13 protein-coding genes and 1 pseudogene are annotated in these 15,801 nt (G+C 71.7%); 10 read left to right on the top strand and 4 right to left on the bottom strand.

Features of this window, described 5'->3' with window-relative positions:
* Window positions 1-212: 212 nt before the first annotated feature.
* Window positions 213-893 carry a TetR family transcriptional regulator gene (locus tag QA861_RS36765; protein WP_334593075.1) on the top strand — a complete coding sequence of 227 codons (681 nt, stop codon included), beginning with the start codon at window positions 213-215 and terminating at the stop codon, window positions 891-893.
* A 321-nt stretch (window positions 894-1,214) separates the two neighbouring features.
* Here QA861_RS36765 and QA861_RS36770 read toward each other — a convergent pair whose 3' ends face one another.
* Both QA861_RS36770 and QA861_RS36775 read right to left on the bottom strand, forming a co-directional pair.
* The gene (locus QA861_RS36770) at window positions 1,215-1,448 is read right to left on the bottom strand and encodes a ferredoxin (protein WP_334593076.1); all 234 of its coding nucleotides are present in this window, start codon (window positions 1,446-1,448) and stop codon (window positions 1,215-1,217) included.
* Window positions 1,449-1,453: 5 nt separating this feature from the next.
* Entirely contained in the window at window positions 1,454-2,911 is a 1,458-nt protein-coding gene (locus QA861_RS36775; RefSeq protein ID WP_334593077.1) for an aldehyde dehydrogenase, read from the bottom strand.
* A gap of 190 nt (window positions 2,912-3,101) precedes the next feature.
* Here QA861_RS36775 and QA861_RS36780 point away from each other — a divergent pair, with 190 nt between their 5' ends.
* From QA861_RS36780 to QA861_RS36820, 9 genes and pseudogenes are all read left to right on the top strand, one after another.
* The gene (locus QA861_RS36780; protein WP_334593078.1) at window positions 3,102-4,139 is read left to right on the top strand and encodes a Strvi_7410 family MBL fold metallo-hydrolase; all 1,038 of its coding nucleotides are present in this window, start codon (window positions 3,102-3,104) and stop codon (window positions 4,137-4,139) included.
* 290 nt (window positions 4,140-4,429) lie between these two features.
* Window positions 4,430-5,665: an SCO2321 family membrane protein gene (locus QA861_RS36785; RefSeq protein ID WP_334593079.1), complete on the top strand. Its 1,236-nt coding sequence runs from the start codon at window positions 4,430-4,432 to the stop codon at window positions 5,663-5,665.
* The gene (locus tag QA861_RS36790; RefSeq protein ID WP_334593080.1) at window positions 5,662-6,300 is read left to right on the top strand and encodes an SCO2322 family protein; all 639 of its coding nucleotides are present in this window, start codon (window positions 5,662-5,664) and stop codon (window positions 6,298-6,300) included. Before QA861_RS36785 ends, QA861_RS36790 begins: the two co-directional genes overlap by 4 nt.
* On the top strand, window positions 6,293-7,516 hold the full coding sequence (locus tag QA861_RS36795) for a CbiQ family ECF transporter T component (RefSeq protein ID WP_443041623.1): 1,224 nt from the start codon (window positions 6,293-6,295) through the stop codon (window positions 7,514-7,516). Before QA861_RS36790 ends, QA861_RS36795 begins: the two co-directional genes overlap by 8 nt.
* A complete protein-coding gene (locus tag QA861_RS36800; RefSeq protein WP_334593082.1) occupies window positions 7,513-9,195 on the top strand; it encodes an ABC transporter ATP-binding protein in 1,683 nt (560 codons plus the stop codon). Before QA861_RS36795 ends, QA861_RS36800 begins: the two co-directional genes overlap by 4 nt.
* Window positions 9,192-10,016 (top strand): ECF transporter S component, encoded by an 825-nt coding sequence (locus QA861_RS36805; RefSeq protein WP_334593083.1) that lies wholly within the window; start codon window positions 9,192-9,194, stop codon window positions 10,014-10,016. Before QA861_RS36800 ends, QA861_RS36805 begins: the two co-directional genes overlap by 4 nt.
* Window positions 10,017-10,331: 315 nt before the next feature.
* Entirely contained in the window at window positions 10,332-10,751 is a 420-nt protein-coding gene (locus QA861_RS36810) for an aggregation-promoting factor C-terminal-like domain-containing protein (protein ID WP_334594961.1), read from the top strand.
* A 186-nt stretch (window positions 10,752-10,937) separates the two neighbouring features.
* Window positions 10,938-11,700: pseudogene (locus QA861_RS36815) on the top strand (YoaK family protein).
* A gap of 284 nt (window positions 11,701-11,984) precedes the next feature.
* Complete coding sequence (locus QA861_RS36820; protein WP_044473203.1) at window positions 11,985-12,206, top strand: hypothetical protein; 222 nt, start codon at window positions 11,985-11,987, stop codon at window positions 12,204-12,206.
* Window positions 12,207-12,499: 293 nt separating this feature from the next.
* Here the strand turns inward: QA861_RS36820 and QA861_RS36825 are convergent, their stop codons facing one another.
* Together QA861_RS36825 and QA861_RS36830 are read right to left on the bottom strand one after the other, a co-directional pair.
* Window positions 12,500-14,878 carry a serine/threonine-protein kinase gene (locus QA861_RS36825; protein ID WP_334593084.1) on the bottom strand — a complete coding sequence of 793 codons (2,379 nt, stop codon included), beginning with the start codon at window positions 14,876-14,878 and terminating at the stop codon, window positions 12,500-12,502.
* Window positions 14,879-15,059: 181 nt separating this feature from the next.
* Window positions 15,060-15,701, bottom strand: coding sequence for a class F sortase (locus QA861_RS36830; RefSeq protein WP_334593085.1), 642 nt, complete (start codon window positions 15,699-15,701; stop codon window positions 15,060-15,062).
* Window positions 15,702-15,801: the final 100 nt, after the last annotated feature.

Here is a 15,801-nt window from a genome sequence, read left to right on the forward strand (position 1 = left end):
GGGACGCTAATCTAGAACAAGTTTCAGACTTGATCGTTCAGGAGGCTCCGAATCTACCGGCAGGTACGTCGGCTGTGAGCGGTGGATCAGGTGATTCGCGCCACGGCGGACGCACAACACGAAGTGCCATGCTGCCGACTGTTTGCTGACACACGACTGACCGATCGCCGCATGACGACCGAGCGATCACCGACTGTCACGGAACGGGACCCATGCCTGCCGACGCGAAGGTGGAAGCTCATACGGCGCGACCGAGTTCGCCGCCGCACTCCGCTCCGCTCACGGAGCGGCAGGAGGCCCGTCGGCGCCGGATCCTGCACGCGAGCGCGCAGTTGGCGAGCCGGGGCGGGTTCGACGCGGTGCAGATGCGGGAGGTCGCGGAGTCCTCGCAGGTCGCGCTCGGCACGCTCTACCGGTACTTCCCGTCCAAAATCCATCTGCTGGTCGCCACGATGCAGGACCAGTTGGAACACATGCACGGCACGCTGCGCAAGAAACCCCCGACCGGCGAGACGGCGGCGGAGCGGGTGGCGGAGACCCTGATGCGCGCCTTCCGCGCCCTCCAGCGCGAGCCGCATCTGGCGGACGCGATGGTGCGTGCTCTGACCTTCGCGGACCGCAGTGTCTCGCCGGAGGTCGACCAGGTCTCCCGCCAGACGACGGCGATCATCCTGGACTCGATGGGCCTGGGAGAAGGCGAACCCGGCCGGGGCCAGGGTCAGACTCAGGGCCACCCGACCCCCGAGCAGCTCTCGGCGGTGCGCGTCATCGAGCACACCTGGCACTCGGCCCTGGTCACCTGGCTGTCCGGCCGCGCCTCGATCGCCCAGGTGAAGATCGACATCGAGACGGTGTGCCGGCTGATCGACCTGACGGATCCCGAGCGGGACTGAACAGGTCCCGGAGCGGGACCGAACAGGTTCCAGGGGACTTGGGGCGGTCCCGGCGCGCCCGTCCCGCCGCACTCGCGCACGCGAAAGGGACCTACGAGACGGGTTTCCCCGCTCCGGTGTTACCCGGATCGGGTCCCGAGGTCGCCTTCCGGCCCGCCAACTGCCGTCCAGCCTCTCAGCCCTACCGTCAATGTCGGCCCCAGCGGATGCCGAAGCGTCTCGCCGAAGTCGGCTACGACGGTTGAACTCCCTCACTCGTCCCGTAGGCCTGTTTCCATAATATGGCTTATGTCACGATATGGAACCCCTCGTTGAAGATTCTTAGTCCTCCGGCGGAAACACCGCCTCCCCGCCCTCCAGCAGCGTGATCATGATCGCCTCCACCGGGCAGTTCTCCGCCGCCGCCAGCACCTTCTCGTTGGCGTCCCTGTCCGGTTCGACCGGGTGGGACTGCATCCCGGTGTCGAGGCGGAACCCGCCCGGGGCCCGGTGGACGCACTGGGCCGAGCCGATGCACAGCGAGCGGTCCACCTCCACGTGCCAGCGATCACCCATGCCCGTTACCCCTCCCAGCCGGCCGGGAGGTGGATCATCTTGTGCTCCAGGTACTCGCTGTACCCCTCGGGCCCGAACTCCCGCCCCAGCCCGGAGTTCTTGTAGCCACCGAACGGGCCGAGCATGTCGAGGCTGAAGGTGTTCACCGAGTAGGTGCCGGTACGGACCTGCCGTGCCACGTCGATGCCGTGCCCGACATCGGCCGTCCACACGCTGCCGGAGAGCCCGTAGTCGGAGTCGTTCGCGATCTTCACCGCCTCGGACTCGTCGCCGTACGGGAGCAGACAGATGACCGGGCCGAAGATCTCCTCGCGGGCGATGCGCATCGAGTTGTCGACGTCCCCGAAGAGGGTCGGTTCGACGTACCAGCCGCGGTCGAGGCCGGCCGGGCGTCCGCCGCCGGTGAGGATCTTCGCGCCCTCCTCCTGACCGATGCGGATGTAGTCGAGGTTGCGCTGCTGCTGCCGCTTCGCGACCAGCGGGCCGACCTGGGTAGCCGGGTCGAGCGGGTCGCCGACCACCAGCGCGCTCGCGGCCTGGGCGAAGGCGTCCGCGAACTCGTCGTAGCGGGAGCGTGGGAGGAGGATGCGGGTCTGGGCCACGCACGCCTGACCGTTGTTCATCCAGGCGGCGCCGACGATGCCGGGGACAGTGGTGTCGAGGTCGGCGTCGGGCAGCACGACGGCCGCCGACTTGCCGCCCAACTCCAGGGTCACGCGGGTGAGTTGGCGGGAGGCGACCTCCATCACCCGCTTGCCCGCGGCGACCGAGCCGGTGAAGGAGACCTTGTCGATGCCGGGGTGCCCGACGAGGTACTCGCTGACCTCGCGGTCGGCCGGGAGGATGGAGAGGACGCCGGGCGGCAGTCCGGCCTCCTTCGTTATCTCCGCGAGGATGTACGCGTTGAGGGGCGACTCGGGCGACGGCTTGAGGACCGCCGTGCAGCCGGCGAGCAGCGCGGGCGCGAGCTTGGCCGCCGCGGTGAACTGCGGGACGTTCCAGGGGACCACCGCGGCGACGACGCCCACCGGTTCGCGCCGGACGAGGATGCGGCCGAGGGCTCCGTCGCGTGTCTCCTCGTACGTGAAGTCGCGGGCGACCGTGATCGCGGCGTCCCACACCATCATCGCGCCGAGGGCCTGGGCGAGGACGCTCCAGGAGTACGGGGAGCCGTTCTCGGAGGAGATGACGCGGCCGATCTCCTCGTACCGTGCGGCGACACCGTCCTTGATGCGGGTGACGACGGCGATCCGCTCGTCGAGGGTCATCCGCGGCCAGGGTCCCTCGTCGAAGGCGGTACGCGCGACGGCGACGGCCCGGTCGACGTCGGCCCTCGACGCGTGCGGCACACGGCCGAAGACCTCTTCGGTGTGCGGGGAGATGACCTCGATGACGTCCTTGCCGAGGGGATCGGTCAACTCCCCGCCGATGAACAGTTGTCCGTGTTCCACGAGCTCGGTCATGGCCGACTGCCTCTCGCCGACTGCCTCTGCGGGTACCGTCTCTGACGGATCGTCAGATAGATACGGAGACAGTTACCAGTTCCCCTCCGAGGAGTCCACAGCTCGCGCACCACTACGGGGTAAGTGACTCGGGCTCCCATTGAAACCGGTTCTAGTTATAGTTGCTGGCAGCCCAGCCACAGGGGAGCCCATGACGCAGGTGTCGACGCAGGTGACCGATCACGGCGGGGGCGTACGGTCCCTCCGGGTGCCCATCCCGAACAACCCCCTCGGATACACGCTGGTGTACGTCGTCGACACGGACAGCGGACCGGTGCTCATCGACACGGGCTGGGACGACCCGCTGTCCTGGGACACCCTCGTCGAGGGCCTGTCGGCCTGCGGCACGGCGGTCGGCGAGATCCACGGCATGGTGATCACCCACCACCACCCGGACCACCACGGCCTGTCCGGCCAGGTCCGCGAGGCGTCCGGGGCGTGGATCGCGATGCACGAGGCCGACATCGCGCTCGTACGGCGGACGCGCGACAACCGTGCCGAGCGCTGGTTCGGTTACATGACCGCGAAGCTGGCGGCGGCCGGAGCGCCCGACGAGCATGTGGCGACCCTGACCAGGACGCCCATCGGCATCCTGCCCGGCTTCTCGCCGGCGCTGCCCGACCGCGAGATCGTCCCCGGCGAACTCCTCGACCTCCCCGGCCGCCGACTGCGCGCGATCTGGACGCCGGGCCACACCCCGGGCCACGTCTGCCTCCACCTGGAGGAGGCCCACCCGGCCCGACTCCCGGGCAACGGCCGCCTGTTCTCGGGCGATCACCTGCTCCCCGGGATCACCCCGCACATCGGCCTGTACGAGGACCCGGACGACACGACGGTCGCCGACCCCCTCGGCGACTACCTCGCCTCCCTGGAGCGCGTCGACCGCCTGGCCCCGGCGGAGGTGCTCCCGGCCCACCGCCACGCCTTCCCCGACGCGGCCGTCCGCGTACGGGAACTCCTCGACCACCACGACGAACGCCTCGCCGGCCTCCGCACCCTCCTCACCACCCCCCTCACCCCGTGGCAGTTGGCGGAACGCATGGAGTGGAACCGCCCCTGGTCCGAAATCCCCCCGGGCTCAAGGAACATCGCGGTCTCGGAGGCCGAGGCCCACGTCCGCCGCCTGGTCAAACTGGGCCAGGCGGAGGCGGTGGCGGGGAGCGAGCCGGTGACGTACGTGGCGGTGTGAGTCGATGTGGAGCGGCGTGAACTCGGTGCCGTTTGCACGGACCGGTACAGTGGGCGGGTCGTATCACACCCGTACGGGGGGAAGCCGGTGTAAATCCGGCGCTGACCCGCAACCGTGAGCAGCCTGGGCATTCGTCGGAGGCTGTGAGCCGGATTGCCCTGTGTGGGATCGTGACCGGCTCGCGTCACCGGCGGTCCGCCGGTGTACGGCACCGTCGAGGCATACGGAGCCGAGCCGCCCGGGGTGTCCCGTGCTGTCCGGCTCCCCGCAGGGAGAGGCACCCGCCGATCATGAATGTCCGCCGCAGCGCCACGGCTCTGGCCGTCATCGCCGTCACTCTGGCCGGCGGCGGTCAGGCGTCCGCCGCCTCGCCGTCCCCCTCGGCCGCCCTCCCCGCCGGGCTGTACGGCACCGGCGACCCCACCTACGACGGTGTCTGGCGCCAGTCCCTCGCGCTGCTCGCCCAGGACACCGTCGGGGTGAAGCCGGCCGCCGCGGCCGTGGAATGGCTGGCCGGGCAGCAGTGCGCGAGCGGTGCCTTCGCGCCCTTCCGGGCGGACAGCGGCACGGCCTGCGACGCCAAGACCCTCGTCGACACCAACAGCACCGGCGCCGCCGTCCAGGCGCTCGCCGCCCTCGGCGGGCAGGACGCGGGGGTCGGCAAGGCCGTCGCCTGGCTGAAGTCCGTACAGAACACGGACGGTGGCTGGGGGTACGCGGCCGGCGGGGCCAGCGACACGAACTCCACCTCCGTGGTCGTCGGAGCCCTCGCCGCGGCCGGTGGGAAGCCCGGCGAGGTCACCAAGGGCGGCAAGTCCCCGTACGACCTGCTGCTGAAGCTCGCCATCCCGTGCGACGCGACCGGCGGGGGCGCCTTCGCCTACCAGCCGGACAAGAAGGGCAAGCTCGCCGCCAACGACGACGCGACGGCCGCTGCCGTGGTCGGCGTACTGGGGAAGGGGTTCGCCGGGGAGGCCGTCAAGCCGAGCGGTACCGCTCCGGCCTGCTCGGACTCCGACGACCCCGGGCAGGCCGCTCGTAACGGCGCCGCCCACCTCGTACAGGCCCTCGCCAAGGACAAGCACCTGACATCCGCGCTGGCCGGGGCCAAGGACCAGCCCGACTACGGCAACACCGCCGATGCCGTCGTCGCCCTCGCGACCGCCGGTCAGGGGCAGCGGGCGGCCGACGCGCTGCGCTGGCTGGAGGCGAGCGCCGGGCCGTGGGCGAAGGAGGCGGGGCCTGCCGCGTACGCGCAGTTGATCCTCGCTGCGCATGCCGGGTCCGCCGATCCGCGCGACTTCGGCGGCCAGGACCTGATGACCCTCCTCGACGCGACCGGCCCTGCGCCCGCGTCCGTCCCTGCCTCCGCCTCTCCGACCCGAGCCGCCGGGGACATCGACAAGGACGGCACGATCGACGACACCGGCTTCGGGACGCTCTGGATCGTCGGCGTCTTCCTCGTCGCCGGTATCGGCATCGGTTTCCTGATCAGCGGGCGCAACAAGAGGAAGCAGCAGTCGTGATCAGGCGTCGCGCGCTCCCCCTCCTGCTGGCCACCCTCCTCCTCGGCCTCTGGGCGGCCGCCGGGCAGGCCCAGGCCGTCGGCTACCGCTACTGGTCCTTCTGGGAGCGCGACGGCGGCGCGTGGACGTATGCCACGCAGGGACCGTCGACCGCCCGGCCTTCCGACGGTGACGTCCAGGGTTTCCGTTTCGCCGTCAGCCAGGACTCCAAGGGCGCCGCCCAGCCGCGCGCCGACGCCGTGTTCGCGGTCGTCTGCGCCAGGACGCCCGCGCAGGACGGCCACAAGCGCGTGGCGCTCGTCATCGACTTCGGTACGTCCGCCGACGCGCCGTCCGGTGAGAGTCCGCCCGCGACGCGTACGGCGTGCGCCCGGGTGTCCCCCGACGCGACCACGGCGGACGCCCTCGCCTCGGTCGCGAGGCCCCTGCGGTACAACGCGAGCGCGTTGCTCTGCGCGATCGCCGGGTATCCGCGCACGGGCTGCGGCGAGACGGTGGGGGCGGGCAAATCCGCCGGGGCCACGGAAACGGATTCGGACGGTGGCCCGTCCGTCGGCCTGCTCGCGGGGATCGCGGCCGTGGTGGCGCTCGGCGGGGCGGCGATCTGGCAGACGCGGCGCCGTCGCCATGCGTGAGCGCTCCGCTGGGTACGCGGTTCGTTCGCTGCGGGCCCGTGGGGGCTGGTCGCGCAGTTCCCCGCGCCCCTTTCGGGGCGCGCGTGCGCACCCGACCTCACCAGCGCCGCTCAGCCGGAACGCCTCGACGTCCCTGCACCCCGGTGCCTGGTGGGTCTGGTCTCTGGGGCTCGGGACCGCTGCCACCCGTACCACCAACCCCCTCCTCCTGGGTCTCCTCGTCGTCGTGGCCGGTTACGTCGTGGCCGCGCGCCGCACCGACGCGCCCTGGGCACGCTCCTACACCGCCTTCGTCAAGCTCGGTCTGGCCGTCCTCGTCATCCGGCTCGTCTTCGCCGTCGTCCTCGGCTCCCCGATCCCCGGCTCGCACGTCCTTCTCACGCTCCCCGAACTCCCCCTCCCCCACTGGGCGCAGGGGGTACGCGTCGGTGGCCGGGTGACCGCCGAGGGGCTGGTCTTCGCCCTGTACGACGGTCTGCGGCTGGCCACGCTCCTGATCTGCGTCGGCGCCGCCAACGCCCTCGCGAACCCGGCCCGTCTCCTCAAGTCCCTCCCCGGCGCGCTGTACGAGATCGGGGTCGCCGTCGTCGTGGCCCTCACCTTCGCGCCGAACCTCGTCGCGGACGTCCAGCGGCTGCGCGCCGCCCGCCGGTTGCGTGGCCGTCCCGACCGGGGTGTACGGGGGCTGCTGCAGGTCGGACTCCCGGTCCTGGAGGGCGCGTTGGAGCGGTCGGTCGCGCTGGCGGCGGCGATGGAGGCGCGCGGCTACGGCCGTACCGCCGAGGTTCCGGCCGGCGTCCGGCGTACGACCGCCGCACTCACCCTGGGCGGCCTGCTCGGCGTCTGCGCGGGCACGTACGGGCTGCTGACGGCGGCGGGCGGCACCTATGGGCTGCCGGTGCTGCTGGCCGGGCTGGCGGCGGCGCTGGGCGGGCTGTGGCTCGGGGGCCGGCGTTCCCTTCGCACCCGGTACCGGCCGGACGTGTGGGGCGTACGGGCGTGGCTGGTCGCGGGGTCGGGGGTGCTGGTGGCGGCGCTGATGGTCCTCGCCTCCGGCTCCGCCGGTTCGGCGGCGCTGCACCCCGGCGTCGTACCGCTGGAGTCGCCGACCCTGCCCCTCTGGCCGGCGGCGGCCGTGCTGCTCGGTCTGCTCCCGGCCTTCGTGGCCCCAAGTCCCGCACCCCGTACGCCTACCGCCGCCAAGGAGCTGTCGTGATCCGCTTCGAGGACGTCTCCGTGACCTACGAGGAGGCCGCCGAACCCGCCTGCCGACACGTCGACTTCGAGGTGCCGGAGGGTGAACTCGTGTTGCTGGCCGGCCCGTCGGGGGTCGGCAAGTCGACGGTACTGGGCGCCGTGAGCGGGCTCGTCCCGCACTTCACCGGGGGCACCCTGCGGGGCCGGGTGACCGTGGCCGGCCGCGACACCCGCACCCACAAGCCGCGCGAACTCGCCGACGTGGTCGGCACGGTGGGCCAGGATCCGCTCGCCCACTTCGTGACGGACGTCGTCGAGGACGAACTCGCCTACGGAATGGAGTCGTTGGGCCTCGCACCGGACGTGATGCGCCGCCGGGTGGAGGAGACCCTGGACCTGCTGGGTTTGGCCGACCTGCGCGACCGTCCGATCGCCACGCTCTCCGGGGGACAGCGGCAGCGGGTGGCGATCGGCTCCGTCCTCACCCCGCATCCGAGGGTCCTGGTCCTCGACGAACCGACGTCGGCGCTCGATCCGGCGGCGGCGGAGGAGGTGTTGGCGGTTCTGCAGCGCCTCGTCCACGATCTCGGTACGACGGTCCTGATGGCCGAGCACCGCCTGGAACGGGTGGTGCAGTACGCCGACCGAGTCGTCCTCCTCCCCTCCCCCGGCGCGCCCCCGGTCGTCGGTACCCCGGCGGAGGTGATGGCCCTCTCCCCGGTGTACCCGCCCGTGGTCGCCCTGGGCCGCCTGGCAGGCTGGTCCCCGCTGCCCCTGACGGTCCGCGACGCCCGCCGCAGGGCCGGGGACCTGAGGTCGCGCCTCGCGGACCACCCGTACCCGGCGCCCACGCCAACCCCAGTGCCGGTGCCCGCACTTGACCCACCCACCATCCCCCGTCGGCGCTTCCGCAGAAGCCCACCGCCACCGGCGCCCCTCGCCCCCGTCCACGCGGCGGAGGTCCACGCCCTCACCGTCCGGCGCGCCCGCGTCGAAGCCCTGCGGCGGGTCGGTCTCACCGTCTCCCCCGGCGAGACGGTCGCCCTCATGGGCCGTAACGGCGCCGGGAAGTCCACGCTGCTCGGGGCGCTGGTCGGGCTCGTCGAACCGGCCGCCGGTTCGGTGCGCGTCGGGGGTGCGGTGCCGCATCGGACGGCGCCCCGGGACCTCGTACGCCGCGTGGGCCTCGTACCCCAGGAGCCGCGTGACCTGCTGTACGCCGACACGGTCGCCGCCGAGTGCGGGGCGGCCGACGCCGACGCGGGCGCCGAGCCGGGGAGCTGCCGGGCGCTGGTCTCCGAGCTGCTGCCGGGCATCGCGGACGACACGCACCCGCGTGATCTGTCCGAGGGGCAGCGCCTGGCGCTCGCGCTGGCCGTCGTACTGACCGCCCGGCCGCCCCTTCTACTCCTCGACGAGCCGACCCGGGGTCTCGACTACGCGGCGAAGGCCCGGCTGGTCGGCATCCTGCGCGCCCTGGCCGCCGAGGGCCACGCGATCGTGCTGGCCACCCACGACGTGGAACTGGCCGCCGAGCTGGCCCACCGGGTGGTGATCCTGGCCGAGGGCGAGGTGGTCGCCGACGGTCCGACGGCGGAGGTGGTCGTGGCGTCACCGTCCTTCGCCCCGCAGGTCACCAAGATCCTGGCTCCCCAGCGATGGCTCACGGTCGCCCAGGTGAGGGAGGCCCTGCGATGAGCGCGACCGGCAACCCCCGCCCCGTCCGCCTCGGGCCTCGCTCCGCCGCTGCCCTCGGTCTGGTCGGTGCGGTGGGGGTGGTGGGGTTCGGGTGGCCGTTTCTCGCGCCGCCCGCCTCCGCCGTCAGCGCGCACGCGCCGGACGCGCCCTGGCTCTTCGCCGGGCTGCTCGTCCTTCTCGTGGCGGTCGTGGCGGCGACGATCTCCGAGTCGGGGCTCGGCCCGAAGGCGGTGGCGATGCTCGGCGTACTGGCGGCGGCCGGGGCCGCCCTGCGCCCGCTCGGCGCCGGTACGGCCGGGCTGGAGCCCATGTTCTTCCTGATGGTGCTGAGCGGACGGGTCCTCGGCCCCGGCTTCGGCTTCGTCCTCGGCTCGGTGACCATGTTCGCGTCCGCGCTGCTCACGGGCGGGGTGGGGCCCTGGATGCCGTTCCAGATGCTCGCGATGGGCTGGTTCACGATGGGCGCGGGTCTGCTGCCGGGTGCCGAGCGCCTGCGCGGCCGGGCGGAGCTGCTCCTCCTCGCCGGCTACGGCTTCCTGGCCGCCGTCGCCTACGGCACGGTCATGAACCTGGCGGGCTGGCCCTTCATGGGCGAGCTGGCCTCGAACATCGCCTTCGTGCCGGACGCGCCTACGACCACGAACCTGGCCCGCTTCGTCACGTACTGCCTGGCGACCTCGCTCGGCTGGGACCTGGGACGCGCCGTCCTCACCGTCGTACTCACCCTCACCCTCGGTTCGACCGTCCTCAAGGCGCTGCGCCGGGCCACACGACGGGCCGCGTTCGAGAGCCAGGTCACTTTCGACGCGCCGGGCGCGTGAAGCGGCCCACAGGACGCAGATCACCTACGAGGCGGGCTAGTAGATCGAAGTCCATGTCATGCCCACACAGAAACTGCCTCCGACCTGCGCATTGAGAGCCAGATCACAAAGGGTGCGTACAGCCCACATACGACCACAACTAGCAAAAGGGGTGATTGCGGGCGGCCTTCGAGCCTGTTTCTCTGGAGCAGTCGCACGGCGCCGACGAACCCTCACGGGTCGCGGCGCCGCCGCATGTCACCGCCACACACGCAGAACCGCAGCATGTGGCACCGGCTCGCCGCGACGGCCCTGTTCCCGAAGAAAAGGTTCTCCGTGTTCGTCTCCCGCATCGCCCGCCACCTCGCCTCCCCCAAGAAGGCCCTCACGACCGCCGCCGTGGCCGCCGCCACCGCCGGTATGGTCCTGGCCGCGGCTCCCGCCGAGGCGGCGACCACCTCCTCGGCCTCCAGCGCCAAGGCGGTCGCGCAGAAGCTGATCCCGAACGACGCGCAGTACAAGGCGTTCAGCAAGATCGTCGAGCATGAGAGCGGCTGGAACGTCGGCGCCACGAACGCCTCCTCCGGCGCGTACGGCCTGGTCCAGGCCCTGCCCGGCTCGAAGATGGCCTCGGCCGGCTCCGACTGGAAGACCAGCGCCGCCACCCAGATCGAGTGGGGCCTCAAGTACATGAACGACCGCTACGGCAGCCCGGTCGGCGCCTGGAACTTCTGGCAGACCCACCACTGGTACTGAGCCGTCCCGCAAGGACGCCAGTAGGTCAGTAGGTCAGTAGGTCAGTAGGTCAGTAGGTCAGTAGGTCAGCAAAAGGCGCCGGTCCCCGATCGTTTCGGGACCGGCGCCTTCGTGCTCCCCTCTCACTCCCCGCACTCCCCGCGCCCCTCCGCACATCCCCTCATGTCCCCGTGGTGGACTGGACCGGTGAGCACTGAGGCAACCGGGCCGGCCCAGCCGTCGCCGTCATCTCCGCCATCGCCGTCATCGTCGTCGTACGATCCCGAATCGCGCGGTCTGCGTCTCGTGGTCGTGCTGCTGGGGCTGACGGTGGTCAGCGGGCTGATCGACGCCGTCAGCTACCTCGGGTTCGGCCATGGCGGGGGTCTGGGGGTGTCCCCCAGATAGGCACAGCACCGCCAACATGACCGGCAACGTCGTCGTGCTGGGCTTCGCCGCCGCCGGGGCGCCCGGTTTCTCCGTGACGCACACCCTGACGTCGCTCGGTGCGTTCCTGGTGGGCGCGGTGGCCGGCGGGCGGGTCGCGGGGCGTCTGGGCGGTGGCTCGCGCCGGAGGTGGGCCCGGGTCACCCTCGCCGTCGAAGCGGTGTTCCTGGGCGCGTCCTCTGTGGTCGCCTTCGCGGCCCCGGACGCGACGGCCACCGTCTACACACTGATCGCCGTCACGGCCTTCGCGATGGGCCTGCGCAACGCGACGGTACGCCGGCTGGGCGTCCCCGACCTGACGACCACCGTCCTGACGATGACCCTCACCGGCCTCGCCGCCGACTCCCGCGCGGCCGGCGGCTCGGGCAGGCACTCTCCGCGCCGCTCGGCGTCGGTCGCGGCGATGGGACTGGGCGCGCTGCTCGGCGCCTGGCTGGTGATCCACCACGGCCTGGGAATTCCGCTCCTCGTCGCGGCCGTGGTGGTGGCGGTGCTGGCGGTGAGCGCCTCGGGAAGGGAGTGAGTGAGGCCCATGCGGGGGCCATGCGGGGCCGCGCGGGCGACGCGAGTGGCTACTGATTCATAACACTTCGCGATCACTCTCCGTAGGGCGGCACCGCCCGACGGACCCTCACGGGGGTTCGCCCAGCCCCCTCACAACCCACATGACCTGCACTATCCGTGTCGGCGAGCGGGACTTCCACCGTCCCCGTACGCTCGTCCACGGGCCATGCCCTGGCATGGCCGGAGAGAGTCGGGGGTACCCGCCGGGCCCACGAAGGCCCGGAGCGGAGCATACTGGCGTCAATGACAAAGACAGCGGTAACGCGGGCCCATCTGGCCACCAGCCCCTTCAAAGCCCCTGTGGCACCCCCTACCAAGCTGTTCGCGGTAGGAGACCGGGTCACTCACGACGTCTTCGGCCTCGGCCGGGTGACCACCGTTGAGGACGGCATCGCAGTACTCGTCGACTTCGGCGGGCGTCAGGAACGGATCATCAGTCCTTACGCCAAGCTGACCGTCCTGTGAGATCTGCCGTGCCGTTTCGAGGATCAGGAGACCTTCCATCGAGCTGACTTCTCTGTTCTCCGCGCCGGAACCCACCACGTTCCACGCGAGGACTGACACGCCGACCCCGGATATCGACCCCTTCCAGGCGCCGGCCTTCCGGGAGGGCACTCCCGGCGCCTCCGCGACCCTGGCCGAGGACCCCGGCAGCTGGGAGCAGCTCTGAGCCGCGCCACCATGTCCGCGTGACCGCAGACCGAATCGCCCAGTGACGGATCACGGGCTCCCGGGTGCCTTCAGGACCTTCCTGATCTTCAGGACCGAGGCATCGGAAGCGCGTACACCTTGTCGAAGTGCTGGGCGATCAGCGGATGATCGGTTCCGGTGTCGGTGTCGCAGGAGAGCTGCCAGTCGTTGATGCCGGTGTCCCGGCCGTCGGTGAAGTTCCAGAGCAGTTCACCCCGCCGGGCGTCGATCGCGTAGAAGCCGTCCTTGTTGGCCTCGGCCGTGACGAACACCGCGTCACCGCCCGCGACAAGGGGATTCTCCAGGTCCAGCCGCGGGGTTTCGCAGAACCAGCGCCGGGAGCCGTCGGCGGCGTCGAACGCCTGGACGCCATGGGGGTTCCTCGTGGTGCAGTACACGGTGTCGCCCACAGCGGCGACGGAGGCGAATCCGCCCTTCTCCTGCCGCACCCGCCAGCGCAGTGCGCCGGACACCAGATCCACGGCGACGAGCTCGCTGTCGGCGGCGAAGACGGTGTTGTCGAGCACCACCGGGGCCGACCGGGTCTCCGAACCTGACGCCATGGGCCGACTCCACAGGACGCTCCCGCGAGCGTCGCCGCCGCGTGCCGTCAGCCGGTGCAGCCCGTCCAGGTAGACGAAGCGGTCGGCGTCGATGAACGGTTTCAGGTCGAGGCCGATGTCCTGCGTGCTGATGGGGATGACCTGGGCCAGGCGCTCCTTCAGATTCGTACCGAGGACGACGTTCGTCGAGGTGGCCGGCCCCCGGGACCCGTCCGGCCGGTCCTGGCGGTCGAACCGCAGTCCGACGATGGTGACGGTTCCGACGGCCCCGCCGAGCAGCGTGTCGAAGCGGAAGTCCGCCCCGAAGTCCAGCGAGTACCGTTCGGCGCCCGTGACCGGGTCGACGCCGATCACGGTCGCGCCGGTGCCGAGGGCGACGACGACGTCCCCGAGGACCAGGGGCGGGGTGGGCGACTGGCTGATGCCCCGGTAGGTCCAGCGGGGACTGGCGCCGTCGGTGAGGCCGAGGCAGAACAGGGTGCCGGACTGCGTCTTCAGCAGGGCCGTCTCGTCGTAGAAGACCGCCGGTGCCTGGACGAGCGGCTCGCTGCGATACGTCCACAGCGGTTCCGGCGCCGGACCGGCCGGCGTCGCCACGCCACCCGAATCGTCCTTCGATCCGTGGAGCAGTGCGGTGACGCCGGTGCCCAGGGCGAGCGCGGCGACCGCGAGGACACCCCGGCGGGAGAGGTTCGGCCGGGGTGAGCGCCGGGCGCGGTGGGTGCCCCGCTCGGGCGACTGCGCGGGGGTCTGCGCCGGCGGCTGTTCGTGGGCCGGGGCAGGCTTCGGTTCCTCGGGGAAGACGACGCGCTGGGGGCCGCTGCTCCGGCGTTCCGTGACGAGGCGCTGAACGGCCGCCAGGCGCGGGTCGACGCGGAGGTCGCCGGGGGCGGGGGCCGAGGCGGAGGCGGCTGTGGAGGCGGCTGTCACGGTGGCTCGGGCCGGCTGTCGTCCGACGACGTCCGCTCTCGCGTCGAGCCCGAGGTCCAGGTCGAGGTCCAGGTCCATGAGGACGGCGGCCTGGCGTCTTGTCGAGAAGGCGACGGTTTCCGGCAGCCAGCCGTTCCAGTCCAGCGCGTCGGCGCCGCCGGGCGCGCACGCCGCCGACACACGGTCCGGGCTGGGCCGGGCCGCAGGGGACTTCTCCAGGCACAGCCGGATGATCGTCTCCAGCGGGTCCTTGACCCCCGTCAGGTCGGGCGTGCCGTGCACCACCTGGTACAGCAGGGTGGCCGCCGACGCGCCGTCGAAGGGCGCTTTCCCGGTGGCCGCGTAGGCCAGGACGGAGCCGAGGCAGAAAACGTCGCCCGCCGGGCCCATCGGGTCCCCGGTGGCGTGCTCGGGGCACATGTACCGCGGCGAGCCCAACAGCACGCCGGACAGGGTGAGTTCGTAGCCGTCGGTGGCCCGGACGATGCCGAAGTCGATGACGCGCGGGCCCTCGGCGGAGAGCAGCACGTTGGACGGCTTGAGGTCGCGGTGCACCAGCCCCGCGGAGTGCACGGCGATCAGCGCCTCGGCGAGTCCGGCGCCGAGGGCCAGTGCCGTGCTCGGCGGCAGCGGCCCGTACGCCTCGACCGCTTCGGCCAGTGTCGGGCCGACGATGTGCGTGGTGGCCAGCCAGGGGACGGGGCCGTCCGGGTCGGCGTCCAGGACGGACGCCGTGTAGGTGCCGCTGACCGCCCGCGCGGCGTCCACCTCGCGGCGGAACCGGTCGCGGAACGCCTTGCCCGAGGCCAGCTCGGGACGGATGACCTTGACGGCCACGGTCCGTTGCCGGTCGTCCTTGGCGAGGAAGACCTCGCCCATACCTCCGGCCCCGAGTCGCGCGACAGGACGGTACGGCCCCAGCCGCTCCGGATCCGTGGGACGAAGTGGCTCCATTGTCCTCAGCTCGCCTGTTCCCCGTCTGATCCCCGTCGAATGAGTTTGGGGGGAGAGTAGGTGCTGGAGGGACGATTGGCGTACGCAATCGAGTAACTCATGGCAATTACTTGAGACTTCAGGCAGGGACTGTCCGGACGTTACTCGTGACGTCAGGACGAATCAGGCACCTCTACGGCCCTCAGCTGAGCGTCGCGTACACGATGAGGTTGTTGACAGGGTGCCCCTGCGCGTCGAAGTCGCCGTCGCACGTGATGAGCCGCAGGGCACGGTCCTGGGTCGGGCCGTAGACCTTCTCCGTGGGGAAGGTCTTCTTGCCGACGCTCTCCGTGGCCGTGACGGAGAAGTGGGCCGCCTTTCCCGACGCGTCGGTGACGGTGATGTCCGCGCCCTTGGTGATCTTCTTGAGGTCGTGGAAGACGGCCTTGCCCAAGTGGGTGTCGTTGTGGCCGATGATGACGGCCGCGCCGACCTGACCGGGCACGGCACCACCCGTGTACCAGCCTGCGGTCATCCCCTTCTCGGCCGGCGGGACCTCGACCGTGCCGTCCGGGTTGAGGCCCAGCTCCATCAGCGAACTGGTGATCCCCACGGAGGGGATGGCGACCTTCGCGGGGGCCGCCGGAGACTCGGGGGCCGGGGAGGTCACGGACCGCTCCGCCTCGGGGGCACCGGCCGAGGTCGGCGGGGCGACCCGGATCGTCGGGTCGGGGGTGGACGAGCAGCCGGTGAGCACGGTGACGAGCGGGAGCAGGACGGCGGTCGCGAAGAGGGCGACGGCGGGGCGGGCCCGGGACGGGGCCGGACGGTGTACAGGGGGCAACGCGGGCTCCAGAACAGGGTGCGGGGTTCACCGGGACGCACAGGGCGCCGCCCGGTGAAGGGCGGCGCCACCGTTTCGTACGAGAGTCGGTGCTGCCGGG

The organism is Streptomyces sp. B21-083 (genome assembly GCF_036898825.1).
In the GTDB taxonomy this organism is placed as follows: Bacteria; Actinomycetota; Actinomycetes; order Streptomycetales; family Streptomycetaceae; genus Streptomyces.